Origin of the sequence: Mesorhizobium sp. WSM4935, from assembly GCF_029625735.1 — a bacterium.
Taxonomy (GTDB): domain Bacteria; phylum Pseudomonadota; class Alphaproteobacteria; order Rhizobiales; family Rhizobiaceae; genus Mesorhizobium.
In genome coordinates this window covers 43,082-63,903 of the sequence record NZ_JARTVR010000010.1, presented here as the reverse complement: position 1 = coordinate 63,903, position 20,822 = coordinate 43,082, and the positions used below count along the sequence as shown (strand labels likewise).

The 20,822-nt window shown below is 63.7% G+C and carries 17 protein-coding genes; 6 read left to right on the top strand and 11 right to left on the bottom strand.

All coding sequences use genetic code 11. From position 1 onward, the window contains the following. The first annotated feature begins 100 nt into the window (after positions 1 to 100). Complete coding sequence (locus tag P9273_RS21625; RefSeq protein ID WP_278050726.1) at positions 101 to 997, top strand: DMT family transporter; 897 nt, start codon at positions 101 to 103, stop codon at positions 995 to 997. Here the strand turns inward: P9273_RS21625 and P9273_RS21620 are convergent. Together P9273_RS21620 and parC are read right to left on the bottom strand one after the other, a co-directional pair. After that, positions 985 to 2,184 (bottom strand): AI-2E family transporter, encoded by a 1,200-nt coding sequence (locus tag P9273_RS21620; RefSeq protein WP_040999954.1) that lies wholly within the window; start codon positions 2,182 to 2,184, stop codon positions 985 to 987. The two genes, P9273_RS21625 and P9273_RS21620, sit on opposite strands and share 13 nt — an antisense overlap. A gap of 285 nt (positions 2,185 to 2,469) precedes the next feature. Beyond that, entirely contained in the window at positions 2,470 to 4,725 is a 2,256-nt protein-coding gene (parC, locus tag P9273_RS21615; protein ID WP_278050725.1) for a DNA topoisomerase IV subunit A, read from the bottom strand. Positions 4,726 to 5,137: 412 nt separating this feature from the next. Between parC and P9273_RS21610 the strand changes: the two genes are divergently transcribed. Next, the gene (locus P9273_RS21610; RefSeq protein ID WP_278050724.1) at positions 5,138 to 6,328 is read left to right on the top strand and encodes a hypothetical protein; all 1,191 of its coding nucleotides are present in this window, start codon (positions 5,138 to 5,140) and stop codon (positions 6,326 to 6,328) included. Between the two features lie 98 nt (positions 6,329 to 6,426). Here the strand turns inward: P9273_RS21610 and aspS are convergent, their stop codons facing one another. Next, positions 6,427 to 8,223: an aspartate--tRNA ligase gene (gene aspS, locus P9273_RS21605; protein WP_278050723.1), complete on the bottom strand. Its 1,797-nt coding sequence runs from the start codon at positions 8,221 to 8,223 to the stop codon at positions 6,427 to 6,429. A 111-nt stretch (positions 8,224 to 8,334) separates the two neighbouring features. Next, on the bottom strand, positions 8,335 to 9,093 hold the full coding sequence (locus P9273_RS21600; protein ID WP_040999958.1) for a DeoR/GlpR family DNA-binding transcription regulator: 759 nt from the start codon (positions 9,091 to 9,093) through the stop codon (positions 8,335 to 8,337). Positions 9,094 to 9,209: 116 nt separating this feature from the next. On the opposite strand from P9273_RS21600, the gene P9273_RS21595 reads away from it, so the two are divergent. Beyond that, positions 9,210 to 10,436, top strand: coding sequence for an MFS transporter (locus P9273_RS21595; protein WP_278050722.1), 1,227 nt, complete (start codon positions 9,210 to 9,212; stop codon positions 10,434 to 10,436). A gap of 196 nt (positions 10,437 to 10,632) precedes the next feature. Next, positions 10,633 to 11,784: a ribonuclease D gene (rnd, locus tag P9273_RS21590; RefSeq protein WP_278050721.1), complete on the top strand. Its 1,152-nt coding sequence runs from the start codon at positions 10,633 to 10,635 to the stop codon at positions 11,782 to 11,784. Positions 11,785 to 11,786: 2 nt separating this feature from the next. Here rnd and P9273_RS21585 read toward each other — a convergent pair whose 3' ends face one another. The 5 genes from P9273_RS21585 to P9273_RS21565 all read right to left on the bottom strand — a co-directional run bounded on the left by P9273_RS21585 (position 11,787) and on the right by P9273_RS21565 (position 15,209). Further along, positions 11,787 to 12,206: an MAPEG family protein gene (locus tag P9273_RS21585; protein WP_278050720.1), complete on the bottom strand. Its 420-nt coding sequence runs from the start codon at positions 12,204 to 12,206 to the stop codon at positions 11,787 to 11,789. Positions 12,207 to 12,280: 74 nt separating this feature from the next. Beyond that, positions 12,281 to 12,808 (bottom strand): hypothetical protein, encoded by a 528-nt coding sequence (locus P9273_RS21580; RefSeq protein WP_278050853.1) that lies wholly within the window; start codon positions 12,806 to 12,808, stop codon positions 12,281 to 12,283. Positions 12,809 to 12,875: 67 nt separating this feature from the next. Further along, positions 12,876 to 14,378: an IMP dehydrogenase gene (gene guaB, locus P9273_RS21575; protein WP_278050719.1), complete on the bottom strand. Its 1,503-nt coding sequence runs from the start codon at positions 14,376 to 14,378 to the stop codon at positions 12,876 to 12,878. 139 nt (positions 14,379 to 14,517) lie between these two features. Then, complete coding sequence (locus P9273_RS21570; protein ID WP_278050718.1) at positions 14,518 to 14,967, bottom strand: PIN domain-containing protein; 450 nt, start codon at positions 14,965 to 14,967, stop codon at positions 14,518 to 14,520. Continuing rightward, complete coding sequence (locus P9273_RS21565; protein WP_082045183.1) at positions 14,964 to 15,209, bottom strand: type II toxin-antitoxin system Phd/YefM family antitoxin; 246 nt, start codon at positions 15,207 to 15,209, stop codon at positions 14,964 to 14,966. The genes P9273_RS21570 and P9273_RS21565 overlap by 4 nt, the downstream gene beginning before the upstream one ends. Before the next feature lie 216 nt (positions 15,210 to 15,425). Here P9273_RS21565 and P9273_RS21560 point away from each other — a divergent pair, with 216 nt between their 5' ends. Continuing rightward, on the top strand, positions 15,426 to 16,847 hold the full coding sequence (locus tag P9273_RS21560) for an MFS transporter (RefSeq protein ID WP_278050717.1): 1,422 nt from the start codon (positions 15,426 to 15,428) through the stop codon (positions 16,845 to 16,847). Positions 16,848 to 16,941: 94 nt separating this feature from the next. On the opposite strand, the gene P9273_RS21555 is transcribed toward P9273_RS21560, so the two are convergent. Beyond that, positions 16,942 to 17,637: an RlmE family RNA methyltransferase gene (locus tag P9273_RS21555; RefSeq protein WP_278050716.1), complete on the bottom strand. Its 696-nt coding sequence runs from the start codon at positions 17,635 to 17,637 to the stop codon at positions 16,942 to 16,944. Positions 17,638 to 17,981: 344 nt separating this feature from the next. After that, positions 17,982 to 19,343 carry a Ppx/GppA phosphatase family protein gene (locus P9273_RS21550; RefSeq protein WP_278050715.1) on the bottom strand — a complete coding sequence of 454 codons (1,362 nt, stop codon included), beginning with the start codon at positions 19,341 to 19,343 and terminating at the stop codon, positions 17,982 to 17,984. 263 nt (positions 19,344 to 19,606) lie between these two features. On the opposite strand from P9273_RS21550, the gene P9273_RS21545 reads away from it, so the two are divergent. After that, positions 19,607 to 20,539 carry a lysylphosphatidylglycerol synthase transmembrane domain-containing protein gene (locus tag P9273_RS21545; RefSeq protein ID WP_278050714.1) on the top strand — a complete coding sequence of 311 codons (933 nt, stop codon included), beginning with the start codon at positions 19,607 to 19,609 and terminating at the stop codon, positions 20,537 to 20,539. Positions 20,540 to 20,822: the final 283 nt, after the last annotated feature.

Below are 20,822 nucleotides of genomic sequence, written 5' to 3'. Positions count from 1 at the left end.
ACTGTTTCAAGGAGGAGGACGCTGGTCTTTCGGCCGCCAGGCCGGAAGCACTGCGGCACAGCTGCTGTGCGCCCCCCTCAAATTGTTGCGAGATAACCGCGTGTCCGCCCATACCGACCACCAGAAAGGCCTGCTGTTTACCGCCCTTGGCGGGGTGACGCTCACGGTCGATATTCCGCTGATCCGACTTGCTCATGGCGAGGCCTGGACAATCCTTCTGCTGCGCACCGGAAGCATGTTCATTGCCGCGCTTGTCATCTGGGCGGTCTGGCGCTCGTTGAACGACAGGGCGCCGAAGCTCATCCCGGGCTTCTTGGGCCTGGTGGTCGCCGCGCTCTATGGGCTCGGCTCGATCGCGTTCATTACCGCCGTCTATCACACCTCAACCGCCGATCTCGTCTTCATCCTAGCCTTCACAACGATGTTCTCGGCGCTGCTGTCCTGGCTTTTTCTGAAGGAAAGGCCGCGACCGGTGACGCTCGCGGCGCTGGCGCTGATGATCGTCGGTGTCGCCATAATCGTCGGGGATTCGATCGGCACCGGAAACCTGTTCGGCGACATGATGGCATTGTGCTCCGCGCTCTGCGTCGCGTGCGCCATCACTGTCTCACGAGCCAGCGGCAGGGAGATGGGCTTCACCTCCCTCGTGGGCGTGATCCTGCCGTTCGCTGTGGCACTCTTCATGGTTTCCAAGACCGGCTTTTATGTCGAGGCGCCATGGTGGATCCTCCTCAACGGCGCCGTGATCATGCCGATCTCATTCTTCTGCCTGGCCAACGGACCGAAATACGTTTCCGGGCCGGAGGTGGCTATGTTCTACCTGCTGGAGACGGTGTTTGCTCCGGTCTGGGTCTGGCTGATTTTCGCCGAGGTGCCCTCACGCAACAGCCTGATCGGCGGCACGATCCTGATCGTGACTCTGGTGGCGCATTCGCTCTGGCAATTGCATGAGGGCCGCAAGCGCCGGACCGACCTGGCAGTGCATCACCCTGTCTGAATTTTCCTCGGTTCGGGGGTCGCCTCGATCCGGGGCGGCGCGCCGGCTTCGTCGGCGACCGGAGGAATCTCGTCCATCAATTCCACCTCGCGCAGCCATTCGCGCCAGATGGCGACGAGCAGCGCCATCAAGACGGGGCCGATAAACAGGCCGAGGAAACCCATCGTCTTTACGCCGCCGATCAGGCCGAAAAAGGTCGGTAGGAAAGGCAGTTTGATCGGACCGCCGACGAGCTTGGGCCGCAGCGTCTTGTCGACGATGAAGAGCTCGACCGCGCCCCAGATGAAGAGCGCCGCGCCGGCGATCAGCTTGCCGCTGGCGGCGAGGTAGATCGACACCAGGGTGAAGGAGAGCGGCGCGCCGCCAGGGATCAACGCCATGATGCCGGTGAGCGCGCCGAGCGTGACCGGCGACGGCACGCCCGCGAGCCAATAGGCGACGCCCAGCACCAGGCCCTCGCCGATCGCGATGATGGTCATGCCCGTCACGGTCGAGGAAATGGTGGCCGGCACGACGCGCGAGATCCGCTCCCAGCGGGTCGGCAGGATGCGTTCGCCGAGGCGATCGACCTGGGCCGCGAAAGACTCGCCGTCGCGATAGGCGAAGAACAGCGCGATCATCATGAACAGAAGCGTCAGGAGCAGGCCGAAGGCGCTGCCGCCGGCGGCCAAGGCGCCGCGATAGATGGTGCCGATGTTGGAGCCGCTGATCAGCTGAATCAACTCGCCGATGCCGCCGGGATGGCCGAGATAGGCCGTCCACTGCTCGTTCAACCACTCGCCGATCACCGGCATTGTGGCGATCCATTGCGGCGTCACCGCGCCGTGCCGATTGGTCTCGATCGCCCAGGTGACCCACTCGCGCAGCTCATTGATGGCATAGGTGCCGGCAAGCGCGATCGGCACCACCAGGAAGGTGAGGATGAAAAGGATCGCCAAAGTCGCGCCGACGGTGCGATTGCCGCCGACGGCTGCGAGCAGCCTTCGATAGAGCGGCCAGCTGGCGAAGGCGATGACGAGGGCCGCCAGCACGGGAAACAGGAAACCGTGGAAGAAATAGACGCCGGCGGCGACGATCAGCACCAGGAGCCAGCGCGCCGCCGACAGCGGCGGGATGACGGCAGCCCTCAGCGGCGTCGACAGGCCGAACAGCCGCTGTCCCGGCTTCTGGATTTCAGTCCGCTTCAACCCGGCGTTTCTCCGCTGCCCAATGGTTCATTGGATGCTTATGCACCACCATAGTGCAGCATTCGTGACGATAGTCCAAATGTTGCGCCTTGCCTTCTCCCTTGTGGGAGAAGGTGGATCGGCGCGCAGCGCCGAGACGGATGAGAGGTGCTGGAAGGAACGCGGCGCCAAAACATTCAAGGATTTGAAGCGCTTGCGTCTGAAAGGCAGCGATCCTTCCAACACCCCTCATCTGGCCGAGTTTCGCTCGGCCCCTTCTCCCACAAGGGGAGAAGGGGAGCCTTGCTACCCAAATTTCCCCGTCCTCGGGAAACCTTTCGGCACCATGCGGCCGGCGGCGGCCCGCGCCCCGATCCACTCGGCCATTTCCTCGCGTGACTTGGTGAAGGTGCGGTCGGCCGAATCCTGCCAGGAAAGGCCGGTCTCCAGGGTGAAGGTCTTCAGGTCCAGTACGCCGCCGTCCTTGTATTTCTGCAGGCGCACACCCTTGCCGCGCGCCATTTCCGGGATTTCGGCGAGCGGGAAGATCAGCATCTTGCGGTTCTCGCCAACGATGGCGAGATGATCGCCCGACACCGGGATGCAGCGCTTGGCCTCGTCGGGCGCCTTGACGTTCATCACCTGCTTGCCCTTGCGGGTGTTGGCGACGACCTCTTCCTCCGAAACCACGAAACCATTGGCGTCGTAGGAGACGAGCAGCAGCTTACGCTTCGGATCATGGACAAAGGCGGTGACGATGTCCTGGTCGTTTTCCATGTCGACGATGATGCGGATCGGCTCGCCATGGCCGCGTCCACCCGGCAGCCGGTCGGCGCCGATGGTGTAGAACTTGCCGCCGGTGGTGAAGACCAGGATCTTGTCCGTGGTCTGGGCATGGAAGGCAAGCTTCAGGCTGTCGCCTTCCTTGAAGGCGAGCTGCGAATGATCGGTCAGGTGGCCTTTCATGGCGCGCAGCCAGCCTTTTTCCGACACCACCACGGTGACCGGCTCGCGCTCGATCATCGCATGCGCGATGTCGGTCAGGTCATGCTCGGGCGCATCGGCGAACTGGGTGCGGCGTCTGCCGAGCTCTGTCTCGGGGCCGAACTTGTCGCGAAGCTGGGTGACCTCCCATTTGATCGTCGCCCACTGCTTGGCGTCCGACGCCAGCAGCGCCTCGATCTGCTTCTTCTCCGCGGTGAGGCCGTCGAACTCCTTGCGGATCTCGATCTCCTCAAGCTTGCGCAACGCGCGCAGGCGCATGTTGAGGATGGCTTCGGCCTGGTTGTCGGTGAGCGACCAGCGGGCCATCATCACCTGCTTGGGCTCATCCTCCTCGCGGATGATCCTGATGACCTCGTCGATGTTCAGATAGGCGATCAGGTAGCCGGCGAGGATTTCCAGCCGCTTCTCGATCTCGCCCAGCCGATATTTCGAGCGGCGGACCAGAACCTCGCGGCGGTGATCGAGCCACTCCTTCAGCACGCCCTTGAGCGACAGGACGTTGGGCACCTTGCCCCGCGACAGCACGTTCATGTTGAGCGGAAACCGGCTTTCGAGCTCGGTGAGCTTGAACAGCGATTCCATCAGGATACCGGGATCGACGGTGCGGCTCTTCGGCACCAGCACGATGCGGATGTCTTCCGCGCTCTCGTCGCGGATGTCCTCGAGCAGCGGCAGCTTGCGCGCCATCAACAGCTCGGCGATCTTCTCGATCAGCCTGGCCTTCTGCACGCCGTAGGGGATCTCGGTGACGACGATGCTCCAGGTGCCCCTGCCCTGGTCCTCCTGGCCCCATTTCGAGCGCACGCGGAAACCGCCGCGGCCCGTCTCATAGGCTTCGAGGATCGAGGCGCGGCTGTCGACGATGACGCCGCCGGTCGGGAAATCCGGTCCCTGGACGAAATCCATCAGCTTCGCCACCGGCGCTTCCGGGTGCTCGATCAGATGGAGCGCGGCATCGCAAAGCTCGGCCGCGTTGTGCGGCGGGATCGAGGTCGCCATGCCGACGGCAATGCCGGAGGAGCCGTTGGCAAGCAGGTTGGGGAAGGCGCCGGGGAGAACGGACGGCTCCTCGTCCTCTTCGTTGTAGGTCGGCCGGAAGTCGACCGCGTCCTCGGTGATGCCGGCAAGCAGCTCGGTCGCCACCTCGGTCATGCGCGCCTCGGTGTAGCGCATGGCGGCGGCGTTATCGCCGTCTATATTGCCGAAATTGCCCTGCCCGTCGACCAGCGGGTAACGCATCGAGAATTCCTGCGCGAGGCGCACCAGGGCGTCGTAGATCGACTGGTCGCCATGCGGATGGAACTTACCCATCACGTCGCCGACGATGCGGGCGCATTTGGCAAAACCCTGATCGGGGTTGAGCCTGAGCAGCCGCATGGCATGCATGATGCGGCGATGGACCGGTTTCAGCCCGTCGCGTACATCCGGCAGTGCCCGGTGCATGATGGTCGACAGCGCGTAAGAGAGATAGCGCCGCTCGAGCGCTTCCTTCAGATCGACCGGTTCGATTTTGTCGCCGCCGCCATTGTCATCGGGCGGCAAATGCCTCTTTCCCATGAATTTGGACTAGCCGAGCGGGTGATTCGCGGCAAGCGTCGCGTGAACATCGGCGCATTCGTCGCGGTCCGTAAGCGCGACCGTGATGTGAAGGATTTCACGGAAGCCGCGTCGCGGCGGCTGCAATTTGCCGCCGATCTGCAACAGGCTGCGGCGGCACCATCACGCCGACCAACATCAATCCGTTACATGCGGCCGCTATCTGGCATGCAACGCGCTGGCGGAGGATACCGCGGTCTTCATGACAAATTCACCGCATCGGGCAATGGCTGCCGGCCGCGTTTGCCTTTCATCGCCATTTTCGACAAATGTGCCGGGAAATGCCTTTTTCCCGTCCCGTTCGTCACGGAATGGGATGAAGCAGGTTTCAAAACAAATTTCATCATAGCCAAATCAGGACAGGGAACTCGCCATGACAAGCCAACGCTCAACGCTCAAGAAATTGGCCTTTTCGACCTTTCTGCTGACGCTGCCGCTCAATGCGGCCTTCGCCGCCGATCCGGCGGTGGCCGAGCGCATCAAGGCAGCCCTCGCCGTCCAAGGCGTCGACATTTCCTGGACCGGCGTCTCCGGCGACGATTCGAACGCCGTGCTGCAAGGTGTTTCCATCAAGCCGGCGGCTGAGAAGGAAGCACTGCCGATCGGCGACGTGAAGCTGGAAGGGGTCACCGAAGCCAATGGCGGCTATGAGATCGCCACCGTCTCGACCTCGCCTTTCGAACACAGCAAGGACGGCGTGACGCTCAACCTCAGCCCGGTGGTCATCCACGACATGAAGGTCCCGGCCGAAGGCAGCACCGACCCGCTCGGCTCGCTGATGATGTACAAATCGGCAGAGCTCTCCAACATGACGGTCAAGGTCGGCGACAAGACGGCGTTCGCGATGGACGGGCTTGCCGTCCAGATCACGCCGCCGGCCGACGGCAAGGCGATGGATTTCACCGCCAATACCCAGAAATTCACCGCTGACCTGTCGCTGATCGACGACCCCAAGTCGAAGGAAGCGATCGAGGCGCTGGGCTACCAGAACATCTCCGGCAACATCGCGATGGCCGGAACCTGGCAGCCGAGCGACGGCAAGATGGAACTGTCGAAATATGACATCTCGGTCGAGAATGCCGGCACGCTCGGCGTGACTTTCAATCTCGGCGGCTACACGCTCGACTTCATCAAGTCGATGCAGGCCATGCAGAAGCAACTCGCCTCGCAGCCGGAAGGCGCCGACAAATCGGCGCAGGGCATGGCCATGCTCGGCCTGATGCAGCAGCTCTCCTTCAACGGAGCTTCGATCCGCTACAAGGACGATTCGCTGACCGGCAAAGTGCTCGACTATGTCGGCAAGCAGCAGGGCATGTCGGGCAAGGACGTCGCCAACCAGGCCAAGGCGATCGTGCCGTTCGGCATGGCGCAGCTCAACAATCCCGAGCTGACGGCCGAGGTGTCGGCTGCCGTCAACACCTTCCTCGACGACCCAAAGAGCCTGGAAATCTCGGCCGAGCCGCCGTCGTCGGTGCCATTCGCGCTGATCATGGCCGGCGCCATGTCCAACCCGCTCGACCTGCCGAAGACGCTGGGCGTCAAGGTCAAGGCGAACCAGGACTGATCGGACGCGTCAGCCCCAAACGAAAAGCCCGGCACCGATGCCGGGCTTTTTTGTCTGGCCTGATTCGTCGAGAAGAAAGAAAGGCTTGACTGTGAGTCCTAACCTTCCTTCTTGGCCACCGCGACGCGCAGCGACAGCTCGCGCAGCTGCTGCGGGGTCGCTTCGGAGGGCGCGTTCATCAAGAGGTCATAGGCCTGCTGGTTCATCGGGAACATGGTGATCTCGCGCAGGTTCTTCGCCCCCACGAGCAGCATGACGATGCGATCGACGCCCGCCGCCATGCCGCCATGCGGCGGCGCGCCATACTGGAAGGCGCGATAGAGACCGCCGAAGCGCTCCTCCACCGTCGCGCGATCTAGGCCACGAATCTCGAAAGCCTTGACCATTGTCTCCGGCAAGTGATTGCGAATGCCGCCCGACGCGATCTCGAAGCCGTTGCAGACCATGTCATACTGAAACGCCTTGATTTCGAGCGGATCCTTAGTCGTCAGGGCTTCGATGCCTCCTTGCGGCATCGAGAAAGGATTGTGCGCGAAATCGATAGCCTTCGTCTCTTCGTCCCATTCATAGAACGGGAAGTCGACGATCCAGCAGAGCTCGAAGCGCTCGCGGTCGACGAGGTTCAGTTCCTCGCCGGCGCGCGTGCGCGCGGCGCCCGCGAAGTTGACGAACTTCTTCGGGTCCCCGGCGACGAAGAACGCGGCATCGCCATCGGCAAGGCCGAGCTGCTGGCGGATCGCTTCGGTGCGCTCCTCGCCGATGTTCTTGGCGATCGGGCCGGCCCCTTCGAGTTTTTCACCTTCCTTGCGCCAGAAGATGTAGCCCAGCCCGGGCTGTCCCTCGCCTTGCGCCCAGGAATTCATGCGGTCGCAGAAAGCGCGGCTGCCGCCGGTCTTGGCGGGAATCGCCCACACCTCGGCCTTCGCGTCGTTGGCCAGGATGTTGGCGAACACCTTGAAGCCGGAATCGCGGAAATGATCCGAGACCGCCTGCATCTCGATCGGGTTGCGCAGATCCGGCTTGTCGGTGCCGTAGGTGCGCATCGCCTCGTCATAGGGAATTCGGCGGAATTTCTGCGTCACCGGCTTGCCGGCGGCAAAGGTCTCGAAGACGCCGCGCAGCACCGGCTCCATGGTGGAGAGAACGTCGTCCTGCTCGACGAAGCTCATCTCGAGGTCGAGCTGGTAGAATTCGCCGGGCAGCCGGTCGGCGCGCGGATCTTCGTCGCGGAAGCAGGGTGCGATCTGGAAATAGCGATCGAAGCCGGAGACCATGATCAGCTGCTTGTACTGCTGCGGCGCCTGCGGCAGCGCGTAGAAGGTGCCGGGATGGATGCGCGACGGCACCAGGAAGTCGCGCGCGCCTTCTGGCGACGACGCCGTCAGGATCGGCGTCGAGAATTCGGTGAAGCCCACCTCGCCCATGCGCTTGCGCATCTCGGCGATGATTTTTGTCCGCGCCACGATGTTCTTGTGCAGCGTCTCGCGGCGCAGGTCGAGGAAGCGGTATTTCAGGCGGATGTCTTCGGGGTATTCCGGTTCGCCGAAAACGGGGAGCGGCAGTTCCTTGGCCGCCGAGAGCACCTCGATCTCGCGTGCGAAAATCTCGATCTCGCCGGTCGGCAGGTTCGGATTGACTGTTTCCGGCAGCCGCGCCTTGACCTCGCCGTCGACGCGGATCACCCATTCGCCGCGCACGGTCTCGGCGACCTTGAAGGCCGGCGAATCCGGATCGGCGACGATCTGGGTCAAGCCATAATGGTCGCGCAGGTCGATGAAGAGCAGCCCGCCATGGTCGCGCACGCGATGCACCCAACCCGACAGGCGGACGGAATTGCCGACGTCGCTCTTTCTCAACTGGGCACAGGTGTGGCTGCGGTAACGATGCGTGGTCATGGGTAAAAGTCCGGAAATTGCGGGCGTCTGCCCGGCTCGAAAATTGGCGCGAAAAGCGCATGAGAGGCCGGCTTTGTCAAGGCAACCGGTCGCACGGACGCGCTTCGGCCGTCAGGCAAAGTGGATTTGCGCACCCAGGCTCTGGAAATCGGCGAGCGTAGCGGGAGGCGCGGTCTTTTCTACCACCAGATGGCGGATCGCATCGGCGCCGGCGACACGATACGGCGCAGCAGTCGCAAGCTTATCGTTGGTGACGGCAATGACTATGCCGGCACTGTTTTTCGCCATGGCGCGTTTGACCTCGGCTTCGGCCGAATCGAAGGCGGTGACGCCACGCGCGACATCGAGCCCGCAGGAGCCCAGAAAGAACAGGTCGGCGCCGAGCTGCGCCACGGCGGCGAGCGTATCGGCGCCGACGCAGGTGCCGAGATCGGGCACATAGCGGCCACCGAGCACGATCAGTTCGACCAAAGGACGATCGACCAGCGCCGAGGCGACGCCCAGCGAATTGGTGGCAATGGTCAGTTCCATGTCGCGTGGGATCGCCCTGGCGATCGCCTCATTGGTCGTCCCCCCGTCGATGAACAGCGACTGCCCCGCCACAAGCAACCCAACCGCCGTCTTCGCAAGGCGTGCCTTCTCCTCGACCGCATGAGCGCTGCGCTGGCTGACGCTCGCCGCGGCAAAGGGCGCCGAAGCCACCGCACCGCCATAGACGCGGCGCAACAGCCCGGCCTTGGCCAATTCCCTCAGATCGCGGCGCACCGTGTCTTCCGAGACGCCGAAACGGCTGGCGAGTTCGCCGGCCAGCACCTTTCCGTCCGCCGCAAGTTGGTCGCGAATAAGTTGGTGGCGTTCTTCGGTGAGCATGCATGATCCTATTTATTTATGCATGTTATTGCATGTTTTGCCTGTTTGTGCAAGAAAGGACCCGCTGGCGGGGCCGAGAGCGGCCCGCCCAAAATCTCCCTGTTGGATTGTCCGCGATGACCCTTGGCCTGAAACTCGCCCCGCAGCACCGCGTCTATGCCGGTTTTGCGATCTATTCCTTTGCCATGGGCAACATCTTCCCGCGACTGCCCGACATCAAGCGTGCCATGGGAATCGAGGACGGCACGCTCGGGCTCGCGCTGATCGGCACGCCGATCGGCACCCTGGTCGCGCTGACGCTGGCGACGCCGCTCCTTGAACGCGTCGGCTTTCGCCGTGCGCTGCTGTGGCTGGTGCCGCTGCTTGGCCTTGCCTATGCCCTCGCCGTGCACGCGCCAGGCCCGGCGCCGCTGTTTCTGATGCTGCTGCCGGTCGGATTGATGATCGGCAGCATCGAGATCATCTTGAATGTCGAGGCCGACAGGACCGAGTTCCTGCTCAAACGCCGCATCATGAACCGGGCGCATTCGTTCTGGAGCATCGGCTTCTTCGGTGCCGGGCTGTTCGGCGGTGCGCTGGCGCATCTCGGCCTGTCGCCGCAACTGCATCTGGCGGTGGTGGTGCCGATGGTGTCGGTTGCGGTGGCGCTGTTCCTCAGCGGCTTCGAACCGGCTCCTGCCCGCTTCGCCGCGTCCGGCGACAAAGCGCCGATGTTCGCCCGGCCGACGCTGCCGATCCTGATCCTCGTCGGGGTGACGCTGTCGGCCATGCTGATGGAAGGCGCCAGCATGGACTGGTCGGCGATCTATATGCGCACCGTGTTCGACTCGGGCCCGTTCGTTGCCGGGATCACGGTCGCGTTGTTCGCCTTCTCGCAGGCGACGACGCGCTTCTTCGCCGACAGCTTCGTTGACCGCCACTCGCCGAGCGGCGTGGCGCGCGTGCTGTTGGCGACAATGATGGCCGGCGTCTTCATCGTCTTCTTCTCGCCCCTGCCCGTCATCTCGATGCTCGGCTTTGCGCTTCTCGGGATCGGCAGCAGCGCTATCTTCCCGCTGGCGATCTCGGCGGCGGCGCAGCGAACCGACCGTCCCGCGGCGATCAACGTGGCGGCGCTGTCGCAGATATCCTTCGTCGCCTTCCTGCTTGGGCCGCCGCTGCTCGGCTTCGTATCGGACCACTGGGGCATCCGCTCGGCCTATGGCATCGGCATACCGTTCATCGTGCTCAGCCTGGCGGCAGCGGGCGCGCTCGGCCGGCGGCCGTCGCCGAATGTCGTACCGGACGGCACAGGATCCGGCTCGGCTGGAGAGAGGGTCCCGGCGCGGGCCTATGAGGCATGAACGGCTTGCTAAGCAACGCCGCTTAGCGGAGCGGACTGCGGCCGTCTGAGTGGCATCGCGGGTTGGCCCGCAACACGAGGACGCGATTACACACCGGAGAATCCGGCGATCCGCCGCCGCTTACGCCGCGGCGGCTTGACGAAAGCGCGCGCGGCTGAAATTGAAAGAGGCCTCATACTGTGCCAAAAGCGATTTGATGCGCGTCATCACCACACAAGAAGAACTCGAGAGCGTTGTCGCGGCGTTCGAAAAGTCGGAATTCGTTACCGTCGATACCGAATTCATCCGCGAAACGACCTTCTGGCCCATCCTCTGCCTGATCCAGATCGCCGCGCCTGGGATCGAGGCGCTTATCGATCCGTTGGCGCCCGGCATCGACCTGAAGCCGTTTTTCCGGCTCATGGCCAATGAAGCGGTGCTGAAGGTCTTCCACGCGGCGCGCCAGGACATCGAAATCATCGTCCATCTCGGCGATCTGGTGCCGCATCCGGTGTTCGACACGCAGGTGGCGGCGATGGTCTGCGGCTTCGGCGACAGCGTTTCCTACGACCAGCTCGTGCAGAAGGTCACCGGGGCAAGGCTGGACAAGTCCTCGCGCTTCACCGACTGGCGGCACCGGCCGCTCTCCGACAAGCAGCTCGAATACGCGCTTGCCGACGTCACCCACCTGATCAAGGTCTACCAGCATCTCAGCGCCGAGCTGAAGCGCGAGGATCGCGCACATTGGCTGAATGAGGAGATGGATATCCTCACCTCGCGCGAGACCTACGATCCGCATCCGGAGGACGCCTGGAAGCGGCTGAAGATGCGGTTGCGCAAGCCGCAGGAGCTGGCGATCGTGCAGGCGGTGGCCGCCTGGCGCGAGCGCGAGGCACGCGAGCGCGACGTGCCGCGCGGCCGCGTGCTCAAGGACGATGCCATCTACGAGATTGCGCAGCAGGCGCCGCGCGACGCGGCAGCGCTCGGCAAGCTGCGCACCACGCCGAAAGGCTGGGAACGTTCCGCCACGGCAACGGCGCTGCTCGGCGCGGTCAACGCCGCCCTTGCCCTGCCGAAGGACGCGATGCCGAAACTGCCGAAAAGCGTGCAGCCCCCGGAGGGCTCGAGCGCGGCGGCGGAACTGCTCAAGGTGCTGCTCAGGATCGTCGCCGAGAAGGAAGGCGTCGCCACCAAGGTGCTCGCCTCCAGCGACGATATCGACCGCATAGCGGCCGAAGCCGACGAAGCCGACGTGCCGGCACTGCAGGGCTGGCGGCGCACGGTTTTCGGCGAGCAGGCGCTAAGGCTGGTGCGCGGCGAGATCGGCATCAAGTTCGACAAGCGCAGGATCGCGGTGTTCGACCTGTAGCGTCAAACCAGCCCCAGCAGGTGCAGCGCGAACCAGATCCAGGCGATGAGAAGTATGCCCGCGCCAAGGAAGAAGGCGCGGCTGCGGTGCAGCATATAGTTTCTGTCGAGGTGCACCCAGGCGTGGACATAGCGTGTGACTATGAAGAGCCACATCAGTGCCAGCGTCAGATAGTTCACGCCGTTGGTGACGAACAGCGCCAGGCACAGAACGTGGAAGAGAACCGGCAGCTCGAACTGGTTGATCAGATTGTTGGCGACGGTGACGCTCGAGGCGGGCTCGGTCGAGCGGAGCTTGTACTGGCTGATCCTGGCCTCGCCCGACTTCACGGCGAGATAGCGCCGCTGCAGCATCACCAGATAGACGATATAGACGAGGAGCACATGCGCCAGCATCGGCCAGAAGATGGCGGTCTGGCGCATCCGTCGCCTGTCCTTTCTCTCTGTTTAACGCAATTCCGGACGGAAAACCGCTTTACACTTTTCCTCGGATTGCTTTAGCGCCGCCGCTGCCCCGTCAGCGCGAAGATGGCGATGACGAAGACCGGGATCGCCAGCAGCGCGAATTTGGTGACGGTCAGCGACGAGGCGAAGGCCAGCGAATCGGGGTTGGCCAGCTGGAAATCGGAAAGCAGCCGCGCCAACGCGAAATTCTGGGCATAGTCCGCGACCGCGTAGGGAAGCACCAGCACCAGCGAGAACAACGCCTGGAGCTGCGCCGGCATGGCGCGGAACGTGCTGAGCCGCCGCCCGAAAACAAGGATAAGGCTCACCAGCGTCAGCGACAGCAGCGCCGGGAACAGAAGGTCGAAGGTCAGGTAGTGCCAGACGATGATGATCTCGCCGCCGCGCCGGCCGAGCGCGGTGAGCCAGGCCATGCCTTCATCGGGCGTGAATCCGGCGACGCGCATGTCGAGTGAGATCAAGCCGCCGCTCAAGCGCTGGAAATAGACAAACTCCAGCGCCGTCATGACGAGGAACAGCGCAATCGAGGCGATAGAGAGCGCCGCCGCGTGACGCGACAGCCGCAGCACCGCCGCACTCAAATCACGCCACAGTCCCCGCTGGCGGTCGGACTGATCGGCCTGCCGATCAAAGTCCGCCCGGGTAATTGGGGCTTTCGCGGGTGATCGTGACGTCATGGGCGTGGCTTTCACGAAGTCCGGCGTTGGATATGCGCACAAAGGTGGCGCGCTCGCGGAAGTCTGCAAGGTCACGTCCACCCACATAACCCATAGCCGCTTTCAGGCCGCCTGCAAGCTGGTGCAGCACGCCAGCCACAGGTCCTTTATAGGGAACCTGCCCTTCAATGCCCTCCGGAACCAGTTTGAGGGTGTCGCGAACCTCGGCCTGGAAATAGCGATCCGCCGAGCCGCGTGCCATGGCGCCGACCGAGCCCATGCCGCGATAAGCCTTGAAGGAGCGGCCCTGGTGCAGATAGACTTCGCCCGGGCTCTCGTCGGTGCCCGCAAGCAGCGAGCCGATCATGGCCGCGCTTGCGCCCGCCGCGAGCGCCTTGGCGAGATCGCCCGAATATTTGATGCCGCCATCGGCGATGACGCTGACGCCAGCCTTGCTGGCCGTCTCGACCGCCGACATGATCGCTGAAAGCTGCGGCACGCCGACGCCGGCGACGATTCGGGTCGTGCAGATCGAGCCCGGGCCGATGCCGACCTTAACGGCGTCGGCGCCGGCATCGATCAATGCCTGCGTGCCGTCGGCGGTGGCGACGTTGCCGGCCAGGATGCGCACCGAATTGGAGAGCTTCTTCGCCCGCGCCACGGCCTCCAGCACGCGCTGGGAATGGCCATGCGCGGTGTCGATGACCAACAAGTCTACGCCGGCATCGATCAGGCGCTCGGCGCGCTCGAAGCCGTCATCGCCGACGCTTGTGGCGGCCGCGGCACGCAGCCGCCCCTGCGCGTCCTTGGTGGCGTGCGGATTGAGCTGCGACTTCTCGATGTCCTTGACGGTGATCAGGCCGACGCAATTGCCCTTCCGGTCGACCACCACCAGCTTCTCGATGCGATGCTTGTGGAGAAGGCGCTTGGCCTCGTCCTGGTCGACATTCTCCTTGACCGTGATCAGGTTCTCACGGGTCATCAGCTCGTAGACCTTCTGCGACGGATCGGAAGCGAAGCGCACGTCGCGGTTGGTGAGGATGCCGACCAGCCGGCCGACGGTATGGCCGCCGGTGCCGCCATTCTCCACCACCGGAATGCCGGAAATGCCGTTGGTGCGCATCAGCGCCAGCGCGTCGGCGAGCGTGGCGTCCGGACCGATGGTGACCGGGTTCACCACCATGCCGGATTCGAATTTCTTGACCTGCCGGACCTGCTCGGCCTGTTCGGCCGGGGTCAGGTTGCGATGAATGACGCCGATGCCGCCGGCCTGCGCCATCGCGATCGCCAGCCGCGCCTCGGTGACGGTGTCCATGGCCGCCGATAGGATCGGCACGTTGAGATCGATGTCGCCGGCAATGCGGGTGCGGATATCGGTCTCGCCCGGCATGACCTCGGAATGGCCGGGCTGCAAGAGCACGTCGTCGAAGGTCAGCGCCAGGGCGCCGGTGGACGTTTCGATGATTTTTGCCATGGCCAGTCCTTTTGAATGCGGAAAAGGCGCTGTGCCGATTGGCCAGCGCCGACTCTCATCTTCCCTTTCAGGATTGGCGCTGGCTGGTAACACGTCCCGGGACGGAAGGAAAGCGGGTCGTTACTCGACGCGCCGGTTCCTATTCGGCGCCAAGAAGGGCATCAAGCAAAGCATGACGCGGCGACGCAAAAGGATTGACGACAGTTACGCCGCCCCAAGTAAAGCCGTCTTGTAGGTCTTCTGACAGAAGGAGCCGGCAACCCGCTTGCGAAGCGGCGGAAAGAATGACCGCATCCCAGATACCAAAATGATGATCGGCGGCCAGATCGGCTGCCATCATCATCACTTCGGGTGTCGTCCCGGTGATCGGAAATGCGTCTCGCCAACTCAGCAGTGCGTCCCGAGCTTTTTCCGGCGATCGCCCGGCCTTGCGGACAAGCACATTGTACAGTTCACCCAGGACCTGAATCGGAACGATGGCAGTCTCTTGGGGAACGCTGCGCAAAAAGTTGAGAGTGGTATCGCGTTTTTCAACGCTGTTGACCCCTTCCGCGTAGACGAGGATGTTGGTGTCAAGTGCGACCTTCACCGGTCGTCCTCATAAAGCTCGTCACGGGTCCAATGTCCCGCTTGCACGACCGGCTGCCGTTCAAGTCGTGACAACAAAGCCGCGCGCGAGCGGGCAGGCACGCCTTCGTGCCTATCGACAGGCACGATCCGAGCCACTGGACGTCCATGGCTGGTCACGACGTAGCTCTGGCCCTCACGTACCTCACGAAGGATATGAGAGAATCTACGATTGGCATCGGCAGCCGATACGGCTTCATCCACGGTTGCACCTATCTGTAGTTATTTTCACTACAGTAGCGATGGTGGCCGTATTTATCAAGCATCTTGGGTCGTGACCTGCGCCACCACTGTTTGCGGTCGCACAAAAGTGACTGCAATTTAATGCGACATCCGGGCCGAGGCGTGATAACCGCCCGGTCGCACCGGTTCGCCCCCATGCCGGGCCTAGAATCGCGAATACAGATCAGGGCGTTTTCCTTGAACCGCATCATCCCGCTCATCCTGGCGGTCGCTCTTTTCATGGAGAACATGGATTCGACCGTGATCGCCACGTCGCTGCCGGCGATCGCTGTCGATATCCACACCAGCCCGATCGCGCTCAAGCTGGCGCTGACGGCCTATCTGGTGTCGCTGGCGATCTTCATTCCGATCAGCGGCTGGATGGCGGACCGGTTCGGGGCCAAGACCGTGTTCCGCGCCGCGATCGGTGTCTTCATCGCCGGCTCGGTCGCGTGCGCGTTTTCCAATTCGCTGCCGGCTTTCGTGGTGTCGCGCTTCCTGCAAGGTATCGGCGGCGCGATGATGACACCGGTCGGCCGCCTGGTGCTGGTGCGCGCCACGCCGAAGCACGAACTGGTCGCGGCAATGTCCTGGCTGACCGTGCCGGCACTGGTCGGACCGCTGGTCGGCCCGCCGATCGGCGGCTTCATCACCACCTATTTCACCTGGCACTGGATTTTTCTGATCAATGTGCCGATCGGCTTGCTGGGCATCTGGCTCGCCACGCGGTTCTTGCCCGAAACCGAGCCTGCGGAGACACCGCCGCTCGATTTCCCGGGATTTGTGCTCAGCGGTCTCGCGGCGTCCGGCGTCGTCTTCGGCCTTTCCGTCGTCAGCCTGCCGGCGCTGCCGCCGATGGCCGGCTTCATCACGGTGGCGGTTGGGGTGATCTCTGGCGTGCTGTATCTCCTCCATGCACGGCGCACCAGGAACCCGCTGCTGGCGCTGGAGCTGTTCCGCAACCAGGTCTTCCGGTCCTCGGTGCTTGGCGGCTCGCTGTTTCGCATCGGCATCGGCGCGGTGCCGTTCCTTTTGCCGCTGATGTTCCAGATCGGCTTCGGGTTGACGCCGTTCCAGTCGGGCATGATCACCTTCGTCTCGGCGATCGGCGCCATCGGCATGAAGTTCGTCACCGCGCTGCTGTTCCGGCTCGCCGGCTTCCGGCGCGTGCTGATCTGGGGCTCGCTGGTAGCGGCGGCCTCGATCGCCATCTACGGCCTGTTCACGCCGCAGACGCCTTACGCGCTGATGCTGGCGATCCTTTTGGTCGGCGGCTTCATCCGCTCGATGTTCTTCACCGGCGTCAATGCGCTCTCCTATGCCGAGATCACGCCCGCCGACACCAGCAAGGCCACGCCGATCACCGCGGTTTTCCAGCAATTGTCGATCGCGATGGGGGTGGCGCTGGCCGGCGGCATCCTCGAAGTGTCGACCTCGATCCATGGCGGGCCGCTGACCCTGCGGGACTTCCATATCGCCTTCTTCATCGTGGCAGCCGTCTCCGCGGCAGCCTCGATCTCCTTCATGCGGCTTGCGCCGGAGGCCGGCAGTGCCGTCTCGGGGCATGGCCGGCTGACGACGCCGAGGACGCTGGAGACTGCGGGGACCGCGGGGAAGTAATGGTCGGCGGCCGCCCGGCCCTTCGCAGGCTCAGGGCGTTCGAAGCTCGAAAAGCCAAGCAATTGGCTTTTCGTCCGCTAGCGCGGACCGCTTCTCACCCCTTAAACTCCTTCGCCAGCAGATAGAGCTCCACCGATTCATCGCGCGAAGCCGGCGGCTTCACATGATGGACGGAGCGGAAATTCTGCTTCAGCAGCGACAAGAGCTCGTTCTCGGCGCCGCCCTGGAATGTCTTGGCCAGGAAGTGCCCGCCCGGCTTCAGGACGTGCAGCGCGAAATCGGCCGCGACTTCGCACAGATGCATGGTGCGCAGATAATCGGTTCGGCGGTGACCGGTCGTGGGCGCCGCCATATCGGATAGCACCACGTCCGGCTGGCCGCCGAGCGCCTCGGCAAGTTTTTGCGGCGCGTTCGGATCGAGGAAATCCATCTGCAGGATGACGGCGCCCGGAACCGCATCCATTTCGAGATAGTCGATGCCGACGACGTGCGGATTCTCGGCGCTCGATTTCGTCCGCGCGGCCGCCACCTGGCACCAGCCGCCGGGCGCGGCGCCCAGGTCGATGACCTTCATGCCGGGCTTCAGCAGATGATGCTTGTCGTCGATCTCGATCAGCTTGTAGGCGGCGCGGGAGCGATAGCCGTCGGCCTTGGAGCGCTGCACATAGGGATCGTTCATGTGACGCTCGAGCCAGCGGCGCGACGATTCCTTCAAGCCGCTCTTCTTCTTGATCCTGGTCTTGAGGACGCGCAGGCTGGTTGAGCCCGGCTTTTCGGGTTTCTTCGTCATTGCCTGATTTCTTGCCCGAGCATGATCCTGTGCGAAAGCCGATCGCCGCTTTTCGCTGCCCCGGCCCTGAAATTCAGGATCAGGACTTCTGGTCCACTTCTTCTCGCTCGCTTCGTCGTGCCGGTCTTGCGGCGACTTCGCGTTTCACGGAGGGCTTCCCCCACTCCGTCGCCGCTTCGCGGCGCCACCTCTCCCCCCTCCGGAGGGAGAGGAAGGGAGCCGGCTGGAATCGCCTCGCGCCTTTCCTCTCCCCCGTCGATCGGGGGAGAGGTGTCGAGCAAAGCTCGACGGAGTGGGGGTCGACCGCTCATCAAAACAACGTAGCCACTTTTTGGGATCATGCTCTAGCGGCCGCGCCCATCGTTACGCCAGACGCCGTCATCGGCCATCAGTTCGCTCAAAATCCCCTCCCGCAGGCCGCGGTCGGCGACGCGCAGCCGCTCGGACGGCCAGACACCGCGGATCGCTTCCAGTATGGCACAGCCGGCAAGCACGAGATCGGCGCGATCGGCGCCGATGCAGGGGTTGGCGCAGCGCTGCTGGAAGTCCCAGCCGATCAGCCGCTCGATCATGCGATCGACGCTGTCGCGGTCCATCCAGAGGCCATCGACGCGGCGGCGGTCGTAGCGCTCGAGATCGAGATGCACGCCGGCGAGCGTCGTCACCGTCCCGGAAGTGCCGAGCAGATGGAAGTTGGGGCTGGCCAGCACATGCGCGAGCCGGTCGCGGCCGTCAAAGGCCTTCAGCCGCGTGGCCACATCGTCGACCATGGCGGCAAAGGTCTCGCGCGTGACGGTGCGGCCGCCGAAGCGCTCGGCGAGCGAAACGACGCCGACGGGCAGCGAGGTCCACGATACGATGTGGTTGGCGAGCCGTGGCGAACGCCGTCCGGTCAGATCGATCAGCGCGATTTCCGACGAGCCGCCGCCAATATCGAACAGCACCACGCCTTGCGTGTCGCGCTCGACCAGCGAGCCGCAGCCGGAAACGGCAAGGCGGGCCTCGGTCTGGCGGTCGATGATCTCGAGCTTCAGCCCGGCCTCGCGCTCGACGCGATCCAGAAACTCGACACCGTTGGCGGCCGAGCGGCAGGCCTCGGTGGCGATCAGCCTGGCTTTCCTGATCTTGCGGTTGCGTAGCTTCTCGCCGCAGATCTTCAACGCCTCGACCGCGCGATCCATCGCCGCCTGGCCGAGCCGGCCGCTGGCCGTCAACCCCTCGCCCAGCCTGACGATGCGCGAGAAAGCATCGATGACGCGGAACTGGCCGTGACGGCCAGGCACCGCGACCAGCAACCGGCAATTGTTGGTGCCGAGATCGAGCGCCGCGAAGACAGGCAATTCCTGCTGCGGCGGACGCTGCGGGGCCGCCGGCCTTGGCTCGACCGGCGAAGGCACGCTCTGAGGCTGGCTTGCCGCCGTGGTGGCGGCAGGCGCGGCATTCGGCACGGCACCGTTCACGTCGCGCGCGAACACCTTGCGGCCGCGCTTGCGCTTGCGGCGCTTGCGCGTCTTGCCTTTCGGCTGATCGCCATGCTGGTCGGCCTGGCCGGTTTGTCTCTGGCCGGCATGTCTGGGGTCGGCATGTCTCTGGTGCGCACCCGCGTGGCGGCTGAATCGCGCCGGGTGCGGGCCCGCCGACTGCGCCGGCGATGCCCCGGACATGCCCACTGCCGACGCGCCCGCGCCGGTATCGTGGTCTTCCACTTCAGTTCCTTCCGGCACCGCGCGAACCGGGAACGGACGCAGCAGGCACCTCGGTTTGTTTCAAGTTGGCACCAGAGTAGCAGCGCCGTTCGCAATCACCAAGAGCGCGAGGCCGAATTTCGCAACCTCACATTTGCCGAGGTCACGTTGGGGCAATGTCTTGCCGGTTGAATAGCCGGCTTCAATCAGGCATGTCTCAAATGCGGGTTCGAAAGGGTTGGGCAACATCAAATCAGTGAGCTGCAGCGTATGATGACGACGCCATGAATTGGAGGCGCTATTTCTGGCCGGTCATAGGCATCGCGGCCGTGGCGTTCTCGCTGTGGCTGCTCATCCACGAACTGCGCGGCATTTCGCTCGACGATGTGTGGGCCGGCATCGCCGCCATCCCGCCGCGCGATTGGGTGCTCGCGGCGCTGAGCTCTGTTGTCGCCTATGCCTCGCTCGCCGGCTACGACCACATAGCGCTGCTTCATATCGGCAAAAAAGTATCGTGGCTGTTCGTCACGCTCTGCTCCTTCACGACTTACGCGGTGTCGCACAATATCGGCGGCTCGGTATTTTCCGGCGCGGTGATCCGCTATCGCGCCTATGCCACGCGAGGATTGACCGGCCAGGAGGTCGGCGTGCTGGTGGCGATCTGCTGGTTCACCTTCATCCTGTCCAGCGTTTTTCTCGGCGGCCTCGTTCTGCTGTTCGAGCCGCAGATCATCGATCGCTTCACCGGCGCGCCGCATCATGGCGCTGCTTTCGCCGCGGGGCTCGCCATGCTTATCCTCGTCGGGGCCTATGCCTTCGGCAGCTGGCTTGGGCTGAGGCCTTTGAAAATAGGCAGCTTTCAGCTCCACTACCCGGCGCTGCCGATCGTGGCGCGACAGTTGCTGATCGGGCCGGTGGAACTGCTGGGAGCCGCCGCGATCATCTACTTTGCCCTCCCCGATGCCGGCAATCCCGGCTATTTCGTCGTGCTCGGCGTATTTATGGTGTCGTTCTCGGTCGGGCTCCTGTCGCATGCGCCGGGCGCGCTCGGCGTGTTCGAGGTCGTCTTCCTCACCGGCCTTTCCGACATGGATCCGGTCGGCGTGCTTGCAGCACTTCTGGTGTTCCGCCTGTTCTATCTGATCATTCCGCTGCTGATCGGCCTTGGCGTGGTGCTCTATTTCGAGCATTCGCAGTACAGCAAAGGCGAAAGCTGAAGCCTTCCACCTGCCCGGCTGAACGGCCAACGCATGTCGCCCAAAGCGCGGAGCGATTTTGGGCGACATGCATCGGACAACGGCTCAAAAAAGGCTACGGTTGATCTCAGTTGCGGGCTTGACTATTTTCCGACGGCGGCTACAAGGCAGCGCTCGCGGCACATGAGCCGCCCGCTTCGCGCGATAGCAGACGCGCCTGCTGGGGAATAGGTTAACGGTAGACCCACGGACTCTGACTCCTCCTCTATCCGTTAATTTTCAAGTACTTAGCCCTGCATCGCCT

What these genes read in the sequence shown, in the direction of transcription:
- P9273_RS21585 (WP_278050720.1), bottom strand. Translation starts at nt 12,206, where the DNA reads ATGCGCCAGACCGCCATCTTCTGGCCGATGCTGGCGCATGTGCTCCTC.
- aspS (WP_278050723.1), bottom strand. Translation starts at nt 8,223, where the DNA reads ATGACCACGCATCGTTACCGCAGCCACACCTGTGCCCAGTTGAGAAAG.
- P9273_RS21610 (WP_278050724.1), top strand. Translation starts at nt 5,138, where the DNA reads ATGACAAGCCAACGCTCAACGCTCAAGAAATTGGCCTTTTCGACCTTT.
- parC (WP_278050725.1), bottom strand. Translation starts at nt 4,725, where the DNA reads ATGGGAAAGAGGCATTTGCCGCCCGATGACAATGGCGGCGGCGACAAA.
- rnd (WP_278050721.1), top strand. Translation starts at nt 10,633, where the DNA reads ATGCGCGTCATCACCACACAAGAAGAACTCGAGAGCGTTGTCGCGGCG.
- P9273_RS21555 (WP_278050716.1), bottom strand. Translation starts at nt 17,637, where the DNA reads ATGACGAAGAAACCCGAAAAGCCGGGCTCAACCAGCCTGCGCGTCCTC.
- P9273_RS21600 (WP_040999958.1), bottom strand. Translation starts at nt 9,093, where the DNA reads ATGCTCACCGAAGAACGCCACCAACTTATTCGCGACCAACTTGCGGCG.
- P9273_RS21545 (WP_278050714.1), top strand. Translation starts at nt 19,607, where the DNA reads ATGAATTGGAGGCGCTATTTCTGGCCGGTCATAGGCATCGCGGCCGTG.
- guaB (WP_278050719.1), bottom strand. Translation starts at nt 14,378, where the DNA reads ATGGCAAAAATCATCGAAACGTCCACCGGCGCCCTGGCGCTGACCTTC.
- P9273_RS21595 (WP_278050722.1), top strand. Translation starts at nt 9,210, where the DNA reads ATGACCCTTGGCCTGAAACTCGCCCCGCAGCACCGCGTCTATGCCGGT.